Source organism: Variovorax boronicumulans, from assembly GCF_029892485.1.
GTDB classification, from domain to species: domain Bacteria; phylum Pseudomonadota; class Gammaproteobacteria; order Burkholderiales; family Burkholderiaceae_C; genus Variovorax; species Variovorax boronicumulans_B.
Map to the genome: position 1 here is coordinate 140,648 of NZ_JARXVG010000006.1, position 15,916 is coordinate 156,563.

At 67.5% G+C, this 15,916-nt stretch carries 15 protein-coding genes; 9 read left to right on the forward strand and 6 right to left on the reverse strand.

What is annotated here, in order from left to right:
• Nucleotides 1–6: 6 nt before the first annotated feature.
• Genes M2282_RS15875 through M2282_RS15885 form a run of 3 tightly spaced genes read right to left on the reverse strand, consistent with a single transcriptional unit; the run spans nt 7 to nt 3,952 of the window.
• Nucleotides 7–1,143, reverse strand: a complete 1,137-nt coding sequence (locus M2282_RS15875) for an ABC transporter permease (protein WP_280809752.1) — start codon at nt 1,141–1,143, stop codon at nt 7–9.
• The gene (locus M2282_RS15880; protein ID WP_280809753.1) at nt 1,140–2,939 is read right to left on the reverse strand and encodes an ATP-binding cassette domain-containing protein; all 1,800 of its coding nucleotides are present in this window, start codon (nt 2,937–2,939) and stop codon (nt 1,140–1,142) included. The genes M2282_RS15875 and M2282_RS15880 overlap by 4 nt, the downstream gene beginning before the upstream one ends.
• Nucleotides 2,939–3,952: an HlyD family efflux transporter periplasmic adaptor subunit gene (locus tag M2282_RS15885; protein WP_280809755.1), complete on the reverse strand. Its 1,014-nt coding sequence runs from the start codon at nt 3,950–3,952 to the stop codon at nt 2,939–2,941. The genes M2282_RS15880 and M2282_RS15885 overlap by 1 nt, the downstream gene beginning before the upstream one ends.
• Before the next feature lie 100 nt (nt 3,953–4,052).
• Here M2282_RS15885 and M2282_RS15890 point away from each other — a divergent pair, with 100 nt between their 5' ends.
• On the forward strand, nt 4,053–4,760 hold the full coding sequence (locus M2282_RS15890; protein WP_280809756.1) for a TetR/AcrR family transcriptional regulator: 708 nt from the start codon (nt 4,053–4,055) through the stop codon (nt 4,758–4,760).
• Here the strand turns inward: M2282_RS15890 and M2282_RS15895 are convergent.
• From M2282_RS15895 to M2282_RS15905, 3 genes are read right to left on the reverse strand one after another with little or no spacing between them, the layout of a single operon-like run.
• Nucleotides 4,738–6,117 carry a phospholipase D-like domain-containing protein gene (locus M2282_RS15895; protein ID WP_280809757.1) on the reverse strand — a complete coding sequence of 460 codons (1,380 nt, stop codon included), beginning with the start codon at nt 6,115–6,117 and terminating at the stop codon, nt 4,738–4,740. The genes M2282_RS15890 and M2282_RS15895 overlap by 23 nt on opposite strands.
• A 34-nt stretch (nt 6,118–6,151) precedes the next feature.
• A complete protein-coding gene (locus tag M2282_RS15900) occupies nt 6,152–6,826 on the reverse strand; it encodes a glutathione S-transferase family protein (RefSeq protein ID WP_280809758.1) in 675 nt (224 codons plus the stop codon).
• Nucleotides 6,827–6,852: 26 nt separating this feature from the next.
• A complete protein-coding gene (locus M2282_RS15905) occupies nt 6,853–7,974 on the reverse strand; it encodes a 5-methyltetrahydropteroyltriglutamate--homocysteine S-methyltransferase (protein WP_280809759.1) in 1,122 nt (373 codons plus the stop codon).
• A gap of 146 nt (nt 7,975–8,120) precedes the next feature.
• On the opposite strand from M2282_RS15905, the gene M2282_RS15910 reads away from it, so the two are divergent.
• The 8 genes from M2282_RS15910 (at nt 8,121) to M2282_RS15945 (ending at nt 15,916) form a co-directional block, all read left to right on the forward strand.
• Nucleotides 8,121–9,230, forward strand: coding sequence for an aromatic ring-hydroxylating dioxygenase subunit alpha (locus M2282_RS15910; RefSeq protein WP_280809760.1), 1,110 nt, complete (start codon nt 8,121–8,123; stop codon nt 9,228–9,230).
• Nucleotides 9,227–10,000 carry a GntR family transcriptional regulator gene (locus M2282_RS15915; RefSeq protein WP_206178195.1) on the forward strand — a complete coding sequence of 258 codons (774 nt, stop codon included), beginning with the start codon at nt 9,227–9,229 and terminating at the stop codon, nt 9,998–10,000. The genes M2282_RS15910 and M2282_RS15915 overlap by 4 nt, the downstream gene beginning before the upstream one ends.
• 35 nt (nt 10,001–10,035) lie before the next feature.
• Nucleotides 10,036–11,022 (forward strand): PDR/VanB family oxidoreductase, encoded by a 987-nt coding sequence (locus M2282_RS15920; RefSeq protein ID WP_280809761.1) that lies wholly within the window; start codon nt 10,036–10,038, stop codon nt 11,020–11,022.
• A gap of 152 nt (nt 11,023–11,174) precedes the next feature.
• Nucleotides 11,175–12,362, forward strand: a complete 1,188-nt coding sequence (locus tag M2282_RS15925; protein WP_280809762.1) for an ABC transporter substrate-binding protein — start codon at nt 11,175–11,177, stop codon at nt 12,360–12,362.
• 218 nt (nt 12,363–12,580) lie between these two features.
• On the forward strand, nt 12,581–13,453 hold the full coding sequence (locus M2282_RS15930; protein ID WP_280809763.1) for a branched-chain amino acid ABC transporter permease: 873 nt from the start codon (nt 12,581–12,583) through the stop codon (nt 13,451–13,453).
• Entirely contained in the window at nt 13,454–14,452 is a 999-nt protein-coding gene (locus tag M2282_RS15935) for a branched-chain amino acid ABC transporter permease (protein WP_280809764.1), read from the forward strand.
• Nucleotides 14,449–15,219, forward strand: coding sequence for an ABC transporter ATP-binding protein (locus M2282_RS15940; protein WP_280809765.1), 771 nt, complete (start codon nt 14,449–14,451; stop codon nt 15,217–15,219). Before M2282_RS15935 ends, M2282_RS15940 begins: the two co-directional genes overlap by 4 nt.
• Complete coding sequence (locus M2282_RS15945; protein WP_280809766.1) at nt 15,212–15,916, forward strand: ABC transporter ATP-binding protein; 705 nt, start codon at nt 15,212–15,214, stop codon at nt 15,914–15,916. The genes M2282_RS15940 and M2282_RS15945 overlap by 8 nt, the downstream gene beginning before the upstream one ends.

Genomic DNA, 15,916 nt, shown 5'->3' on the forward strand with positions numbered 1-15,916 from the left:
CGCGTCTCAATCGAGGCTCTTGCGGGTGACGGCGCGTGCGACCAGCAGCAGGCCGACGGCGTAGCACAGCAGGATGGCGCAGTTGCGCCAGATCAGCGGCCAGACGTCGCCCGCGAGGAATAGCGTCTTGATCAGGTCCATGAAGTAGGTGGCCGGCAGCACGTGGCCGATGACGCGCACGGCCGTGGGCACGTTGCGCAGGTCGAACAGGAAGCCCGACAGCATCATGGAAGGCATGAAGGTCGCGATCAGCGCGATCTGGCTCGCAAGGAACTGGTTGCGCGTGACCGAGGAAATGACGAGGCCCAGGCTCACCGCCACGATCAGGTAGAGCATCGAACTGAGCACCACCACGAACAGCGAGCCGTACATCGGCACGGCGAACAGGAAGCGCGCGGCCAGGAGACACAGCGCCAGGCCCAGCATGCCGACGCCGAAGTACGGAATGATCTTGGCCAGCAATATCTCGACCGGCCGCACCGGCGTGACGAACAGCGCCTCCAGCGTGCCGCGTTCCCACTCGCGCGCCATCACCAGCGCGGTGAGGAAGGCGCCGACCAGCGTCATGATCAGCACGATCAGCCCCGGCACGAGGTACCAGGTGCTGGTGTTCGCAGCGTTGAACCACATGCGCTGCTCGACGGTGACCCTGCCCACGGGTGGCGCATCGGCGCCCGACGTGCTGCCCAGGCGGTCGGCCTGCCGCACGGCCGTCTGGGCGAGGGCGCCGCTCACGTAGGCCAGGATGATGGTCGCGCGGCCCGCGTCGGCACCGTGCACGATCAGTTGCACGCGCGCGTTGCCCGCGGCCAGCGCGCGCGAGAAATCGCCGGGAATGCGCACGATGCCGTCGACCTTGCGCTCGCGCATCAGCTCCTCGGCTTCGTGCATGGAGCCGAGCAGCACCGGTTCGATGGTGGGCGAGAGCTGCAGGCCCGCAATGGCTTCTTGCGCGGTCGGCGAGGCGTCTTCCATCACCACCGCCACCGGCGCGTTCTTCACGTCGAGCGACATGCCGTAGCCGAAGATCAGGATCAGCACCATCGGCAGCAGGATGCCGATCGCGAGGTTGCTGCGGTCGCGCAGCAGCTGGCGGAATTCCTTGCGCGTGAGGGAAATCAGGCGTGACCAGAAGCCGCTCATGCCAAAGCTCCTTCCGGTTGCTTCGCCGCGGCTTCTTTCCCCTTGCGCCGCGCCTTCTCGACGATGTCGATGAAGGCCTGCTCCATGTCGATGCGCTTGCCACTGACTTCGCCATCGAGCGCTTGCATGCGCACTTCCTGCGGCGTGCCGATGGCCAGCACCTTGCCCGCGTCCTGGATCACGATCCGATCGCAGTACTCGGCCTCTTCCATGAAGTGCGTGGTGATGACGATGGTGGTGCCGCCCTCGGCCAGCGCGGTGATGCGGCGCCAGAACTCGCGGCGCGCGAGCGGATCGGCACCGCTCGTGGGTTCGTCGAGGAACAGGATCTCGGGCTCGTGCAAGAGGCCGGTCGCCATGGCCAGGCGCTGCCGGTAGCCGCCGGGCAACTGGCCGCTGGGCGTGTCGATCTCGCGTTCCAGGTCGAACTGGCGCAGCACCGTGTCCATGCGGTCGCGCAGCCGCTGCCCGCGCAGGCCGTAGGCACCGCCGAAGAATGAGAGGTTCTCGCGCACCGAGAGGTTGCCATAGAGCGCGAACTTCTGCGAGACGTAGCCGATGCGCTGTCGCGCCTGCGCGCGCGCATGGCGCAGGTCCACGCCGGCCACGCGCAACTGGCCGCCGCTCGCGGGCAGGAGGCCGCAGAGCATGCGGAAGGTGGTGGTCTTGCCCGCGCCGTTGGGGCCGAGGAGGCCGAAGATCTCGCCGCGCCGCACCGAGAAGCTGGTGCTGGCGACGGCGACGAAATCGCCGAAGCGGCGCACAAGATCTTTCACTTCGATGACGACTTCGTCGGGGTCGCCCTTAGCGGCGATGGTCGTCGCGGCTGCGGGGTTGTTCGGCGCCGATGCTTGTTGCGTGCGCAGCAGCGTCATGAAGCCGTCTTCGAGCCGCGGCGGCACCGGCTCCGCGTGTGCGTCGGCCAGCAGCGTGGCGAGCGCTGCGTCGTCCGTGTCCGGGCGCCGGATGAAGTGCACTTCGCCGCCTTGCGGCACGGCATCGATGATGTCCTGCCGCGCATCGAGCAGGCGGGCCTGCATAAGGCGCGGCGGCTCGCCTTGCGGCGGCGCGGCGATGAAGCACAGGCCCTGCGCGTGGTCGCGAATCTCGGCGGGCGCGCCTTCCGCGAGCAGCTTGCCCTCGCGCAGAACGAACACATGGCTGCAGCGCTCGGCCTCGTCGAGGTAGGCGGTGCTCACGATCACCGAGAGCTTTTCATCGTTCACCAGCTGCTGCACGATCTGCCAGAGCTCGCGCCGCGAGAGCGGATCGACGCCCACGGTCGGCTCGTCGAGCAGCAGCAGGTCGGGCGAGCGCACCAGCGTGCATGCCAGGCCCAGCTTCTGCTTCATGCCACCCGAGAGCTTGCCCGCGGGGCGGTCGGTGAAGCGGCCGAGGTCGGTCATCTCCATCAGCCGGGCGTAGCGCTCGCGGCGCTTGTCCTTCGATACGCCATGCAGGTCGGCATAGAGATCGAGGTTCTCCTGCACGCTCAGGTCGTCGTAGAGGCCGAAGCGCTGCGGCATGTAGCTGATGCGGTCCTGCACCGCCTGTGGATCGGCCGAGACGTCGATGCCGAGCACGCGCAGTTCGCCTTCGTCGGCGCGCATGAGGCCCGCCATCAGGCGAAGGAGCGTGGTCTTGCCGGCGCCGTCCGGCCCCACGAGTGCCGTGAGCGTTCCCGCAGGGATGTCGAGCGACACGCCGGCCAGCGCATGCACGGGCTGCTTCGACGACTTGAGCGTGAAGCGCTTGTGCAGGGAGCGTCCGGCCACGGCCGGCCCGGTGCTGGACATCAGGGCTTGCCGTTGGTGTCGGAGAGCTGCAAGCGCACGGTGGCCGGCATGCCGAGCCGCAGTCGGTCCTGCTTGTCCTCGACCATCACGCGAATCTCGTAGACGAGGCTGCTGCGCAGCTCCTCGGTCTGCACGGTCTTGGGCGTGAACTCGGCCACCGAGGCGATGTAGCCGACCTTGCCGGCAATGGCCTCGGCGGGCTGGCTGTCGGTGGTGACGCGCGCGGCCTGGCCCGGCTTCACGCGGCCAAGGTCGGCCTCGGCCACATAGGCGCGCACCCACTTGGGATCGGTGATCGCGAGCGTGAAGGCCGGGCGTTGCGGCGAGGCCATGTCGCCGGGTTCGAGCAGGCGGGCGCGCACTACGGCATCGATGGGCGCCTTCAGTTCGGCCTCTGCAAGCTGGTGGTTCATGAGCGCGAGGTCGGCGCGCGCGGATTCGAGCTGGGCCTGCGCCTGCGCGATGTCTTCCTTGCGCGGGCCGGTGACGACGAGTTGCTGCGCCTTGCGGGCGCTGTCGAGTTGCGCGAGGGCCACCTTGCGCCTGGCCTGCGCGCTGTCGAGGTCCTGCTGGCTCACCGCGCGGCCGGCGGTGGTCTGGCTGATGCCTTGCAGGCGCGCGAGCTGCTGCTGTGCAAGGTCGGCGTCGGCCTGCGCGGCGGCCACCTGCGCGCCGGCCTGCGCCACTTCTTCGGGGCGGCTGCCGGTCTTCAGGCGCAGCAGGGCCTGCTCCTGCACACCGATGCGCGCCTGCGACTGCGCCACGCGCAGCACCAGCGTGCGGGTGTCGAGCTTGCCGAGCAACTGGCCGGCGCGCACGCGGTCGCCTTCGCGCACCGCAAGTTCGGCCACGCGGTCGTTCGCGTTGAAGGCGAGAGAGACCTGCCGCACGTCGACATTGCCGTAGAGCACGAGCTGGTCGGTGGGCGTGGCCGAGCGGTTGAAGTACCACCCGCCGCCCGCCACGGCGACCAATGCAACGACGGCCACGGCGATAAGGGGTTTCTTGTTCATGGTCGGGGTTCCTGCCAGTTTCCAGAACCGGATGCGGCCGGATGTTATCAAATTGAAATTTGAATTTGAAGTATTTTTTCAATTCGATTAACCTTGGCCCATGGCCACCAGCTCTTCCACTTCCACCGCGCGCACTCAGCGCACCGACGGCAACACCACGCGCCTGCACATCCTCGAGACAGCGGGGCAGCTGTTCGCCGAGCGCGGTTTTGCCGAGGCGACGAGCAAGGAAATCTGCACCCGCGCCGGCACCAACATGGCCGCGATCAACTACCACTTCAACGGCCGCGACGGACTCTACGAAGCCGTGTTGATCGAGGCGCACCGCCAGCTCGTGAGCATCGACGAGCTGGTCAGCCTGGCCAGCGTGCAGACCGATCCGCGCCTGAAGCTGCGCGCCTTTCTCACGCACCTGGTCGAGCTGGGCAGCCAGCCCAAAGCGCCCTGGGGATTTCGCGTGGTGCTGCGCGAAGCCCTGTCGCCGTCGCCGGCGATGCCGGTGATGATCAAGCGGGCGGTGCTGCCCAAGGCCAAGCTGCTGCGCGGGCTGATCGGCGAGATCATGGGGTTGCCCGACGACCATCCCTCGGTGCAGCGCGCGCTGCTGTTCACGGTGCTGCCGTGCATCGTGATGATGGTGGCGCCCAAGGACCTGGGCAACAAGGTGCTGCCGGCACTCAAGGACACTGCGGCGCTCGCGGACGACCTGATGCGCTACGTGTTCGCCGGCATCGACGCCCTGATGAAAGACGCGAAGGAGGCTAAGGCTCCCGCGCCGGCCGCTTCTAAAGCTGGAAAGCGACGGTGAGCAGCAGCCCCTCGGCCACGTCGCGCACGAGGCCCGGACGCCGCGCGCGGTAGGGCTCGCCGGCCGAGGCGGTGGTCTCGATCCACTCGGCGAGCCAGTCGATCTCGTGCGGGCCGTAGAACACCACGGCGGCCTCGTGGTTCAGCAGCAGGCTGCGCAGGTCGAGGTTGATCGAGCCGCACATCGCCAGTTCGTGGTCGACCACCACCGCCTTGGCGTGCGCCATGAAGGGCAGCATGCGAAAGCTCACGCCCGCGCGCGCCAGGTCGCGCATGGCGCGGGCGCGCACGAAGTCGGCCAGGCGGTGGTTCGACTGCGCGGGCATCGCGATCGTCACCTGCACGCCGCGCCGCGCTGCGAGCCGCAGCGCATCGCGCAGGCCGTCGCCGGGCACGAAGTAGGGTGTGATCGCGAGCACGCGGTGCTCGGCGCGGAAGCACGCGTCGATGAGCAGCGCGTGCGCCGTGTCCTCGGTCTGATCGGGGCCGCTCGGCAGGAACTGCGCCATCGCGGTGCCGGGGCCCTGAGGCACATCGTCGCAGGTGATGGCGCGCGCCTTGCGCGCGCGCACCGAACTCCAGTCGTGGTCGAACTGGCGGGCCGCGGCGGCAGCCACGTTGCCGCGCAGGTCGAACGACAGATCGCGCCACGCCTCGGGGTGCTTGGCGTTGCCGGTGAAGTACTCGCCCGCCAGGTTGCGCCCGCCCGACCAGAGCCAGCCGTCGTCGGCGATGGTGAACTTGCGGTGGTTGCGCAGGTTGCGCGGCCCGGTGCGGCGCAGGCTGAAGAAAGGGCGGAATACCGCCACCTCGCCGCCCGCCGCGCGCAGCAGGTCGAAGTGATGGCGCGGCAGCGACAGCGCGCCGAAGCCGTCGAGCAGCACGCGCACCTTGATGCCTTCGCGCGCGCGCTGCGCAAGCCGCGCGAGCACTGCGTGGCCGAGCGGGTCGTCACCAATGATGAAGGTGCACACGTCGATGCGTTCGCGTGCGCCGTCGATCACCTCGAACAGCGCGAGCCGTGCGTGTTCGCCGTCGGCATGCAGGCGCACCGCGCAGCGCCCCGGCGGCGCGAGGCCGAAGCTCTCGATCAGGTCGGCGGCCCAGTGCCCTGGCGGCACCGAGCGCGGCGGGCGCGGCGAGCCCGCCGGGCGCAGCTTGCGCTGGCCGAACAGCAGGTACATCGGCAGGATCAGGTAGGGCATGAGCACCAGCCCCATCACCCACGCGATGGCCGTGGTCGGGGCGCGCTGCTCGCGGCGCGCGCGCGTGCTCAGTACGTAGACAAGCAGCGCAAAAGTGACGACGAGGAAATGCTGCGAGGGAGAAGGCAGCCAGTCGAACCCTGTATTCGGCATGGGGGCCATGATGCCTCAGCCCGCCCGCGCCCGATCAGCGCTGCAGGAAGGCCGGCACGCCGCGCCCCTCGGAGGCAAGAAACCGCATCATCGGATCGACCACCGCGCGCACCGCGGGCCGCTCGCCCACGCGGCCGCGCCAGGCAATGAGGCGGGGCGTGGCATCGGTCATGCCGGCGCCCTTGCGGTCGGCGAAGACGTGGGCCATGTAGAAGGCGATGTCCGCGAAGGAGTAGGGGCCCGCGAGGTAGTCGCGTGTGGCGAGCAGGCCTTCCATCTCGTCGTAGAAGCGCGCGCAGGCGGCACAGGCCGCAACCGCCGGGGCGCTCTGCATGTCGTGCTGCAGGCCGAAGAGCTTGATCACATTCGGAAAGAACACCTCGTCGGCCTTCTGCTCCAGCTGCCGCGCCCGCGCCCGGTCGGCAATGCCTTCGGGCCACAGGGGCGGAGCGGGGTATCGGTCTTCGAGGTACTCGAAGATCTGCGTCGAGTCGAAGAGTTCGACATCGCCATCCATCAGCACCGGCACCTGCTGCTTGACCGGGTTGATGCGCAGCACGTCCGGGTGCTTGGGCTCGTAGGCGTCGTCCTTGGTGAACGGCACCATCGTCAGTTCGAACGGAATGCCTTTTTCGAGCGCGGCGATCTGCACCTTCGCGCCGAACATGCTGAGGGGGCCTGAGAGGATCTTTGTAGCGGTCGTCGTCATGCCCCGACTTCACCAGAAACGGCGCCTCAGGTCGAGCCCCAGACCTCCTGCGCCGTCTCGACCACCAGCCGCAGCTTGTTGCGCTGCGCTTCCACCGCGATGTTGTTGCCGTGCACGGTGCTCGAGAAGCCGCATTGCGGTGAGAGCGCGAGCTGCTCGAGCGGCGCGTACTTGGCGGCGTCCTCGATGCGGCGCTTGAGCTCGTCCTTGTCTTCCATCTGGCCGAACTTGGTGGTCACGAGGCCCAGCACCACCGTCTTGCCCTTGGGCAGGTAGCGCAGCGGCTTGAAGTCGCCCGAGCGGGCGTCGTCGTACTCCATGAAGTAGGCGTCCAGGTCCATCTCTTTGAGCAGGGCCTCGGCCACCGGCTCGTAGTTGCCGGCGGCGGCGTGCGTGCTCTTGAAGTTGCCGCGGCACAGGTGCATGGCCAACAGCATGCCCGGCGGCTTCTGCGCGACCACCTTGTTGATGAATGCCGCATAGCGATGGGGCAGTTCGTTCGGATCGTCGCCGCGCTTGCGGGCGGCTTCGCGCATGTGTTCGTCGCAGAGGTAGGCCAGGTTGGTGTCGTCCATCTGCACGTAGGTGCAGCCGGCTGCGGCCAGCGAGCGCAATTCGTCGCCATAGGCCTTGGCCACGTCGTCGTAGAACACCGGGTCGAGCTCGGGATACGCATCCTTGCTGATGCCGGCGCGGCCGCCGCGAAAGTGCAGCATGGTCGGCGAGGGGATCGTCACCTTGGGCGTGCGGCCCGCGGAAACCTGGCTCTTCAGGTACTGGAAGTCGGCAAGCTGGATGTCCTTGATGTGGCGCACCTTGTCGATCACGCGCATCGCGGGCGGCGCCAGTTCCTCGGTGCCGTCGGGCTTGCGGATGGTGACCGGAATGTCGGTCTTCACGCCACCGAGCTGGTCCAGAAAATCGATGTGGAAGTACGTGCGGCGGAACTCGCCGTCGGTGATGCTTTTCAGGCCGATGTCTTCCTGGAAGCGGACGATCTCGGTGATGGCCTTGTCTTCGACCGTGCGCAGTTGCTCGGGCGTGATCTCGCCCTTGGCTTTCTGCTCGCGCGCTTCGAGCAGGTATTTGGGGCGCAGGAAACTGCCGACGTGGTCGTAGCGGGCGGGCAGGGCGGCGTGCTGGGACATGGGATGAACTCCGTCGTGGCTGATAATGAACGGGCATCCTATCGCCTTCGAACTCGGCTTGTTTGTATACGTGGGAGTCGGTATTTACCCTTGAATTAGGCGATTCGAGGTAGATATTTCCTGATTTCTGTATACATTGGGTATTCATGAAAACGCCCACGACCGCCTTCCCGCTGAACGCCTGGTACGCCGCCGCCTACGACGTCGAAGTGCGCCACGCCCTGTTGCCCCGCACCATCTGCAACCAGAAGGTGGTGATGTTCCGCCGCACCGACGGGCAGGTCGCCGTGCTCGAAGACTCCTGCTGGCACCGCCTCATGCCGCTGTCGCTCGGCCGCCTCGAAGGCGACGAGCTGGTCTGCGGCTACCACGGCCTGGTCTACAACAGCCAGGGCCGCTGCACCCACATGCCGAGCCAGGAGACGCTCAATCCCTCGGCCTGTGTGCGCAACTTTCCGGTGGTCGAGAAGCACCGCTTCGTCTGGATCTGGCCCGGCGACCCGGCCAAGGCCGACCCCGCGCTCGTGCCCGACATGCACTGGAACGACGACCCCGCCTGGGCCGGCGACGGCAAGATGATCCGCGTCAACTGCGACTACCGGCTCGTGGTCGACAACCTCATGGACTTGACGCACGAGACCTTCGTGCACGGCTCCTCGATCGGCAACCGCGAAGTGGCCGAGGCGCCATTCGTCGCCACGCACGGCGACCGCTCGGCCACCGTCACGCGCTGGATGGAGAACATCGACGCGCCGCCGTTCTGGGGCGGCCAGATCCGCCATGCGCGCGGCTACACGGGCAAGGTCGACCGCTGGCAGATCATCCGTTTCGAAGGCCCGTGCACCGTGAACATCGACGTCGGCGTGGCCGAGGCGGGCAGCGGCGCGGTGCCGAAGGGCGACAACCCCGGCGACCGCGGCAAGGGCGTCAACGGCTACGTGCTCAACACCATCACGCCCGAGACCGACAAGACCTGTCTCTACTTCTGGGCCTTCGCACGCAACTACTGCATCGGCGAGCAGCGCCTCACGCACGAGCTGCGAGAAGGCGTGGCCGGCATCTTCCGCGAGGACGAGCTGGTGCTCGAAGCGCAGCAGAAGGCGATGGACGACCACCCCGACCACCAGTTCTACAACCTCAACATCGACGCTGGCTCGATGTGGGCGCGCCGACTGATCGACCGCATGGTCGAGAAGGAAAAGCCCGCGCGCGCCGCGATCCCGATCCGACCCGCCGAAGAGAAGCAGGCGGCATGAAGGGCGCTGTGGTTTCCCCCATCGAGCCCGGCGATACGGGCAGTTCGCAAGCCGTGAAGGCGCAGCTGCGGCTGCGCGAAATGATCCTTGCGGGCGAACTGCCAGGCGGCGCGCGCATCGCCGAGGTCGCCATCTCCGAACAGCTCGGCGTCTCGCGCACCCCGGTGCGCAGCGCGCTGATGCGGCTCGAACAGGAAGGCCTGCTCGAGGCACTCCCCAACGGCGGCTATGCGGTGCGCACCTTTTCCGAACGCGACGTGGCCGATGCCATCGAGCTGCGCGGCACGCTCGAAGGGCTGGTCGCACGCCTCGCGGCCGAGCGCGGCGCCGCGCCGGTGGTGCTGCGCGAGGCACGCGCCTGCCTCACGCGCATCGACGAGCTGCTGCGCGAGCCCGCGCTCGACGACGCGGCGTTCTCCCGCTACGTCACGCACAACGAAAAATTCCACGCGCTGCTGTGCGAGATGGCGGGCAGCCCGGTCATCGCGCAGCAGCTGGAACGCGTGGTCAACCTGCCGTTCGCCTCGCCCTCGGGCTTCGTCATCGTGCAGGCCAATTCGCCGGCTGCGCGCGACATGCTCGTGATCGCGCAGGACCAGCACCTGCAGGTGCTCGACGCCATCGAGTCCGGCGAAGGCTCGCGTGCCGAGGCGCTGATGCGCGAGCACAGCCGCATTGCGCGCCGCAACCTGCGCGAGGCGCTGCATGGCACGCCGACAGCCGAGCAGCGCCCGCTGCCCGGCGTGCAATTGATCCGCCGCCGCGGCTGAGCGGCTGCCACTATTTCCCCAGTTGGTGTTCCCCGATGAAAAGCGATCTTCAATGGATGCAGGCGCAGGTCGCCGCGTTGCGCGACGTCACCCCCACGGTGCGCGAATTCGAACTCCGGCCCGAGTCGGGCTTTGCTGCATCGTATGAGCCCGGCGCCCATCTGCAGGTGCAGGTGATGACGGCGCAAGGCAGGCTGCAGACGCGCTCCTATTCGCTGGTCGGCGAAGGCGACGGCCAGTGCTGGCGCATCGCGGTCAAGCGGCTGGACGATGGCCGTGGCGGCTCGCTCGCCATGTGGCAGCTCGCGCCCGGCGACAGGCTGCAGGTGAGCGCGCCGCAGAACCACTTTGCGCTCGACCTCTCCGCGCCCGGCTACCTGTTGGTGGCGGGCGGCATCGGCATCACGCCATTGGTGCTGATGGCGCAACGCCTTGGCGCGCATGCGAAGCGAAGCGGCGTGCCCGTGAAGATGCTCTACGGCGCCCGCCATGCCGGCGAGTTCGGCTACCTCTCGCACCTGCAGGAAGCGCTGGGCGAGGGCCTTGTCGCGCACGAAGGCTCGGCCCTCATCGACTTCGCCGCCGCCATCGCCGAGCTGCCGCCGGGTGGTCAGCTCTACACCTGCGGCCCGGTGCCGATGCTCGAAGCCGTCAAGCGCGCCTGGGAAGCGGCCGGCCGTGCCCCCGCTGACCTGCGCTTCGAGACCTTCGGCAGCAGCGGCCGGCTGGCCACGCAGGCCTTCACCGTGCGCATTCCGCGGCACGACCTCGCGATCACCGTGCCGGCCGATTGCACGCTGCTCGAAGCGCTCGATGCCGCCGGCGTGCAGACCCTCTGGGACTGCAAGCGCGGCGAATGTGGCCTCTGCGCCATGGACGTGCTCTCGGTCGACGGCGAGATCGACCACCGCGACGTGTTCCTGAGCGCCCACGAGAAAGCCGCCACCACCCGCATCTGCGCCTGCGTTTCACGCGCCGTGGGTACGCTCACGCTCGACTCCGCGTACCGCGCCGACAGCTGAAGCGCCTTGCGCGATCATCGCGCAGTTCATTTGTTGATCGCGCAACAAAGGTCCACAGGGGTCGCCGGCTAGGTGATTGCCTGCTCCGCCGAATGTTGCAAAGTGTTCACAATTGGCCCCGGTTTCGCATTCCGTCTCTCAAGGAAAACCTCATGCAAAGACGCCATCTCATCCAGACCGCAGGCCTCTCGGCGATTGCGCTCGCCACCGCGCTCGCCCTGCCGCTGGCCAGCGCCCAGAACAGCAACACCTTCAAGATCGGGCTCATCCTGCCGATGACCGGGCAGCAGGCCTCCACCGGCCGGCAGATCGAAGCCGCCGCGCGCCTGTACATGGCGCAAAACGGCGACACCGTGGCGGGCAAGAAGATCGAGCTGATCGTCAAGGACGACGTGGCCACGCCCGACGTCACCAAGCGTCTCGCGCAGGAACTCATCGTCAACGACAAGGTGAACGTGATCGCGGGCTTCGGCGTCACGCCGGCCGCCCTGGCCGCCGCGCCGCTGGCCACGCAATCGAAGACGCCGCAGGTCGTGATGGCCGCTGCCACCTCCAGCATCACCGAGGCCTCGCCCTACATCGTGCGCACCAGCTTCACGCTGCCGCAGGTGTCGGTGGTCATGGGCGACTGGGCGCCGAAGAATGGCGTGAAGACGGTGGTCACGCTGGTGGCCGACTACGGCCCCGGCAACGACGCCGAGAAGTTCTTCAGCGAGCGCTTCCAGCTCAACGGCGGCAAGGTGATCGAAAAACTTCGCGTGCCGCTGCGCAACCCCGACTTCGCACCGTTCCTGCAGAAGGTGCGCGACGCCAAGCCCGACGCGCTGTTCGTCTTCGTGCCCTCGGGCGCGGGCGCGGCGGTGATGAAGCAGTTTCTGGAACGCGGCATGGACAAGGCCGGCATCAAGCTGATCGCCACCGGCGACGTGACCGACGACGATCAACTCAACGACATGGGCGACGGTGCGCTGGGCGTGGTCACTTCGCACCACTACTCGACCGCTCACCCCTCGGCGCTGAACAAGAAGTTCGTCGAGGCCTTCCAGAAAGCCAACCCCAAGATGCGTCCCAACTTCATGGCCGTGGGCGGCTATGACGGCATGCGCGTGATCTACGAAGCGCTCAAGGCCACCAAGGGCCAGGGTGGCGGCGAAGCGCTGCTGGCGGCCATGAAGGGCCAGGTCTTCGAGAGCCCGCGCGGTCAGGTGCTCATCGATGCGCAGACGCGCGACATCGTTCAGGACGTATACCTGCGCAAGGTCGAGAAGAAGGACGGGCAGCTCTACAACGTGGAGTTCGATGTGATCAAGGGTGTGAAGGACCCGGGCAAGGCGAAGTAACTTTTGTGCTTTTGGGGTGAGGTGCGCTGCTGTTCAGGGCGGCAATCACGCCGACGGGGTGCCTTGCTCCGCGAATGTCCCCCGGCCTTCGGCCTCCTCCTTGATTTCGCTGCGCAAGGCACCCCATCGGCGTGATCGCCTCAGAGCCGTGGTCGATCAGCTGCACCCGCCCTGAACAACAGCATCCAGAACGAACGCACCAGACGCAGACAACAGACATGCTGACCATTCTTTTCGACGGCATCGCCTACGGCATGCTGCTTTTCGTTCTCGCCGTCGGCCTGGCCGTCACGCTCGGGCTGATGAACTTCATCAACCTTGCGCACGGCGCCTTCGCCATGGCGGGCGGCTACCTCACCGTGTTCGCGATGCAGAAGCTTGGCCTGCCGTTCCTGGCCTGCCTGCCGCTCGCGTTCATCGTCGTTGCGCTCGCTGGAGCCTTGCTCGAACGCACGCTCTACCGGCCGATGTACGGCAAGCCGCATCTGGACCAGGTGCTCTTTTCGATCGGCCTTGCGTTCATGGCCGTGGCGGCGGTCGACTACTTCGTCGGCTCGTCGCAGCAGAACCTGCAGTTGCCCGAGTGGCTGCGCGGCCGCAGCGAGTTTGGCGACGGCGCATTCCTGCTCGGCATGGGCCACTACCGCATCTTCATCATTGCTGTATGTGCGGTACTCACCGTGGTGCTGCAGCTCATCCTCTCGAAGACGCGCTTCGGCAGCCGGCTGCGAGCCGCCGTCGACGACCCGCGCGTGGCGGCGGGCTTGGGCATCAACGTGAACATCGTGTTCCTGATGACCTTTGCCGTGGGCTCGGGTCTGGCGGGGCTGGGCGGTGCGCTGGGTGCTGAAATTCTCGGACTCGATCCGACCTTTCCGCTCAAGTACATGATCTATTTCCTGATCGTGGTGTCGGTCGGCGGAACCTCGTCGATCACCGGGCCGCTCGCGGCGGCGCTGCTCCTGGGCATTGCCGACGTGGCGGGCAAGTACTTCATTCCGAAGATGGGCGCGTTCACGGTCTATCTGCTGATGATCCTGATCCTGATGTGGCGGCCGCAGGGCCTGTTCACTCGCAAGGGAGGCCGTTGAATGAACACGCCTTCTTCTCCAATGGCTTATGAATCGGCCCTGCTGCGCACCGCGCGCTGGCGGCCCTGGGAGTTCGTGGTCTGGGCAGTGGCCTTCGCGCTGCCGCTGGTCGTGCCCTCGCACTCGCTGCTGGTCAACGAGATCGCCATCGTCGCGCTGTTCGCGATGTCGCTCGACCTGATCCTCGGCTACACCGGCATCGTGTCGCTCGGCCATGCCGCATTCTTCGGCTTCGGCGCGTATGCGGCGGCGCTGTTCGCCAAGCTGGTGATGCCGGACCCCACCGTGGGGCTGGTGGTCGCGACCGTGCTCTCGGCGCTGCTCGGCCTCGTGGCCAGCGTGACGATCCTGCGCGGCACCGACCTCACGCGGCTGATGGTCACGCTCGGCACCGCGCTGCTGCTGCTGGAACTGGCCAACAAGCTCGACTGGCTCACCGGCGGCGCCGACGGCCTGCAGGGCGTGGTGATGGGGCCGGTGCTCGGCCTCTTCGAGTTCGACCTGTACGGCCGCACGGCCGCCTGGTATTCGCTGGCGGTGATGCTGGTGCTGTTCCTGGTGATGCGCCGGCTGGTGCATTCGCCGTTCGGCGCGACGCTCAAGGCGATCCGCGACAACCGGCTGCGTGCGATGGCCATCGGAATTCCGGTGGTGTCGCGGCTTGCGGTCATCTACACCGTGGCGGCAGGCATCGCCGGCGCGGCGGGTGCCCTGCTCGCGCAGACCACCGGCTTCGCCTCGCTCGACGTGCTGGCCTTCGACCGCTCGGCCGACGTGTTGCTGATGCTGGTGATCGGCGGCGTGGGCTGGCTCTATGGCGGCGTGGCGGGCGCCATCGTCTTCAAGCTGCTGCAGACCTGGCTCTCTGCCGTGACGCCGCAGTATTGGATGTTCTGGATCGGCCTCATCCTCGTGCTGCTGGTGCTCGTGGGGCGCGACCGGCTGCTCAAGCCATGGACGTGGTTCGGCGCGACGAAGAAGAAGGGCGGTGCCGCATGACCACCACCACTGACACCGTGCTTTCGACGCAAGGCCTGGTGATGCGCTTCGGCGGCATCACGGCCACCAACAACGTCACGATGGAACTCAAGCGCGGCGCACGCCATGCGCTGATCGGCCCGAACGGCGCCGGCAAGACCACGCTGATCAACCTGCTGACGGGCGTGCTCACGCCGACCGAAGGCCGCATCACGCTGCTCGGCGAAGACATCACCACGCTCGCGCCGCACAAGCGGGTGGCGCGCGGGCTGGTGCGCACCTTCCAGATCAACCAGCTGTTCGATTCGATGACGCCGCTGGAGACGTTGGCGCTCGTGGTGTCGCAACAGAAGGGCATTGCCGCGCAATGGTGGCGGCCGCTCGGCGGCACCAAGGGCATCGCGGAACGTGCGGGGCAACTGCTGGAGCAGTTCCACCTGGCGGACGTCGCCAAACAGCAGACCAAGTTCATGGCCTACGGCAAGCGCCGCCTGCTGGAGATCGCCATTGCGCTCGCCTGCGAGCCGCGCGTGCTGCTGCTCGACGAGCCCGTGGCGGGCGTGCCCGCCGGCGAGCGCGAGGAGCTGCTGGAGACCGTGGCCGCGCTGCCGGCCGATGTGTCGGTGCTGCTGATCGAGCACGACATGGACCTGGTGTTCAGCTTTGCCACGCGGATGACCGTGCTGGTCAACGGCACGCTGCTGACCGAAGGCGACCCCGAGACCATTGCCAACGATCCGAAGGTCAAAGAGGTCTACCTGGGTCACGGGGAGAACGCCCATGTCTGAGTTGCTGCGCATCGAGAACCTGAGCGCGGGCTACGGCGAGGCCGTGGTGCTGCATGACGTGGCGTTCGCGCTTGGTGAAGGGCAGACGCTCGCGCTGCTGGGCCGCAACGGCACGGGCAAGACGACGCTGATCAACACGCTGGCCGGCGCCACGCGCCAGCACGGCGGCACCATCGCGCTCGGCGGGCAAGCCCTGCACAAGCTCGCGCCACACCAGCGTGCCGCGGCGGGCATCGGGTGGGTGCCGCAGGAGCGCAACATCTTCAAGTCGCTCACCGTGCACGAGAACCTCACTGCCGTGGAGCGCCCGGGCAAGTGGAACCCGCAGCGCGTCTACGAGATGTTCCCGCGCCTGGCCGAGCGCAAGACCAACCTCGGCACGCAGCTCTCGGGCGGCGAGCAGCAGATGCTGGCCGTGGGCCGGGCGCTGGTGCTCAACCCCAAGCTGCTGCTGCTGGACGAGCCACTCGAAGGCCTCGCGCCGATCATCGTGGAAGAGCTGCTGCGCGCCATCCGCCGCATCACGCAGGACGAAGGGCTGGCCGCGATCATCGTGGAGCAGCACCCGCAGGCGATCCTCGCGATTTCCGACCACGCGGTGGTGTTGGACCACGGCACCATCGTCCACACCGACAGCGCGGCTGCATTGCGCAGCCAGCCGCAAGCGCTGGAGCGGCTGCTGGGCGTGGCGCGGTAG

Coding starts and splice junctions, on each gene's coding strand:
- M2282_RS15875 (WP_280809752.1), bottom strand. CDS start 1,143: ATGAGCGGCTTCTGGTCACGCCTGATTTCCCTCACGCGCAAGGAATTC.
- M2282_RS15880 (WP_280809753.1), bottom strand. CDS start 2,939: ATGTCCAGCACCGGGCCGGCCGTGGCCGGACGCTCCCTGCACAAGCGC.
- M2282_RS15885 (WP_280809755.1), bottom strand. CDS start 3,952: ATGAACAAGAAACCCCTTATCGCCGTGGCCGTCGTTGCATTGGTCGCC.
- M2282_RS15890 (WP_280809756.1), top strand. CDS start 4,053: ATGGCCACCAGCTCTTCCACTTCCACCGCGCGCACTCAGCGCACCGAC.
- M2282_RS15895 (WP_280809757.1), bottom strand. CDS start 6,117: ATGCCGAATACAGGGTTCGACTGGCTGCCTTCTCCCTCGCAGCATTTC.
- M2282_RS15900 (WP_280809758.1), bottom strand. CDS start 6,826: ATGACGACGACCGCTACAAAGATCCTCTCAGGCCCCCTCAGCATGTTC.
- M2282_RS15905 (WP_280809759.1), bottom strand. CDS start 7,974: ATGTCCCAGCACGCCGCCCTGCCCGCCCGCTACGACCACGTCGGCAGT.
- M2282_RS15910 (WP_280809760.1), top strand. CDS start 8,121: ATGAAAACGCCCACGACCGCCTTCCCGCTGAACGCCTGGTACGCCGCC.
- M2282_RS15915 (WP_206178195.1), top strand. CDS start 9,227: ATGAAGGGCGCTGTGGTTTCCCCCATCGAGCCCGGCGATACGGGCAGT.
- M2282_RS15920 (WP_280809761.1), top strand. CDS start 10,036: ATGAAAAGCGATCTTCAATGGATGCAGGCGCAGGTCGCCGCGTTGCGC.
- M2282_RS15925 (WP_280809762.1), top strand. CDS start 11,175: ATGCAAAGACGCCATCTCATCCAGACCGCAGGCCTCTCGGCGATTGCG.
- M2282_RS15930 (WP_280809763.1), top strand. CDS start 12,581: ATGCTGACCATTCTTTTCGACGGCATCGCCTACGGCATGCTGCTTTTC.
- M2282_RS15935 (WP_280809764.1), top strand. CDS start 13,454: ATGAACACGCCTTCTTCTCCAATGGCTTATGAATCGGCCCTGCTGCGC.
- M2282_RS15940 (WP_280809765.1), top strand. CDS start 14,449: ATGACCACCACCACTGACACCGTGCTTTCGACGCAAGGCCTGGTGATG.
- M2282_RS15945 (WP_280809766.1), top strand. CDS start 15,212: ATGTCTGAGTTGCTGCGCATCGAGAACCTGAGCGCGGGCTACGGCGAG.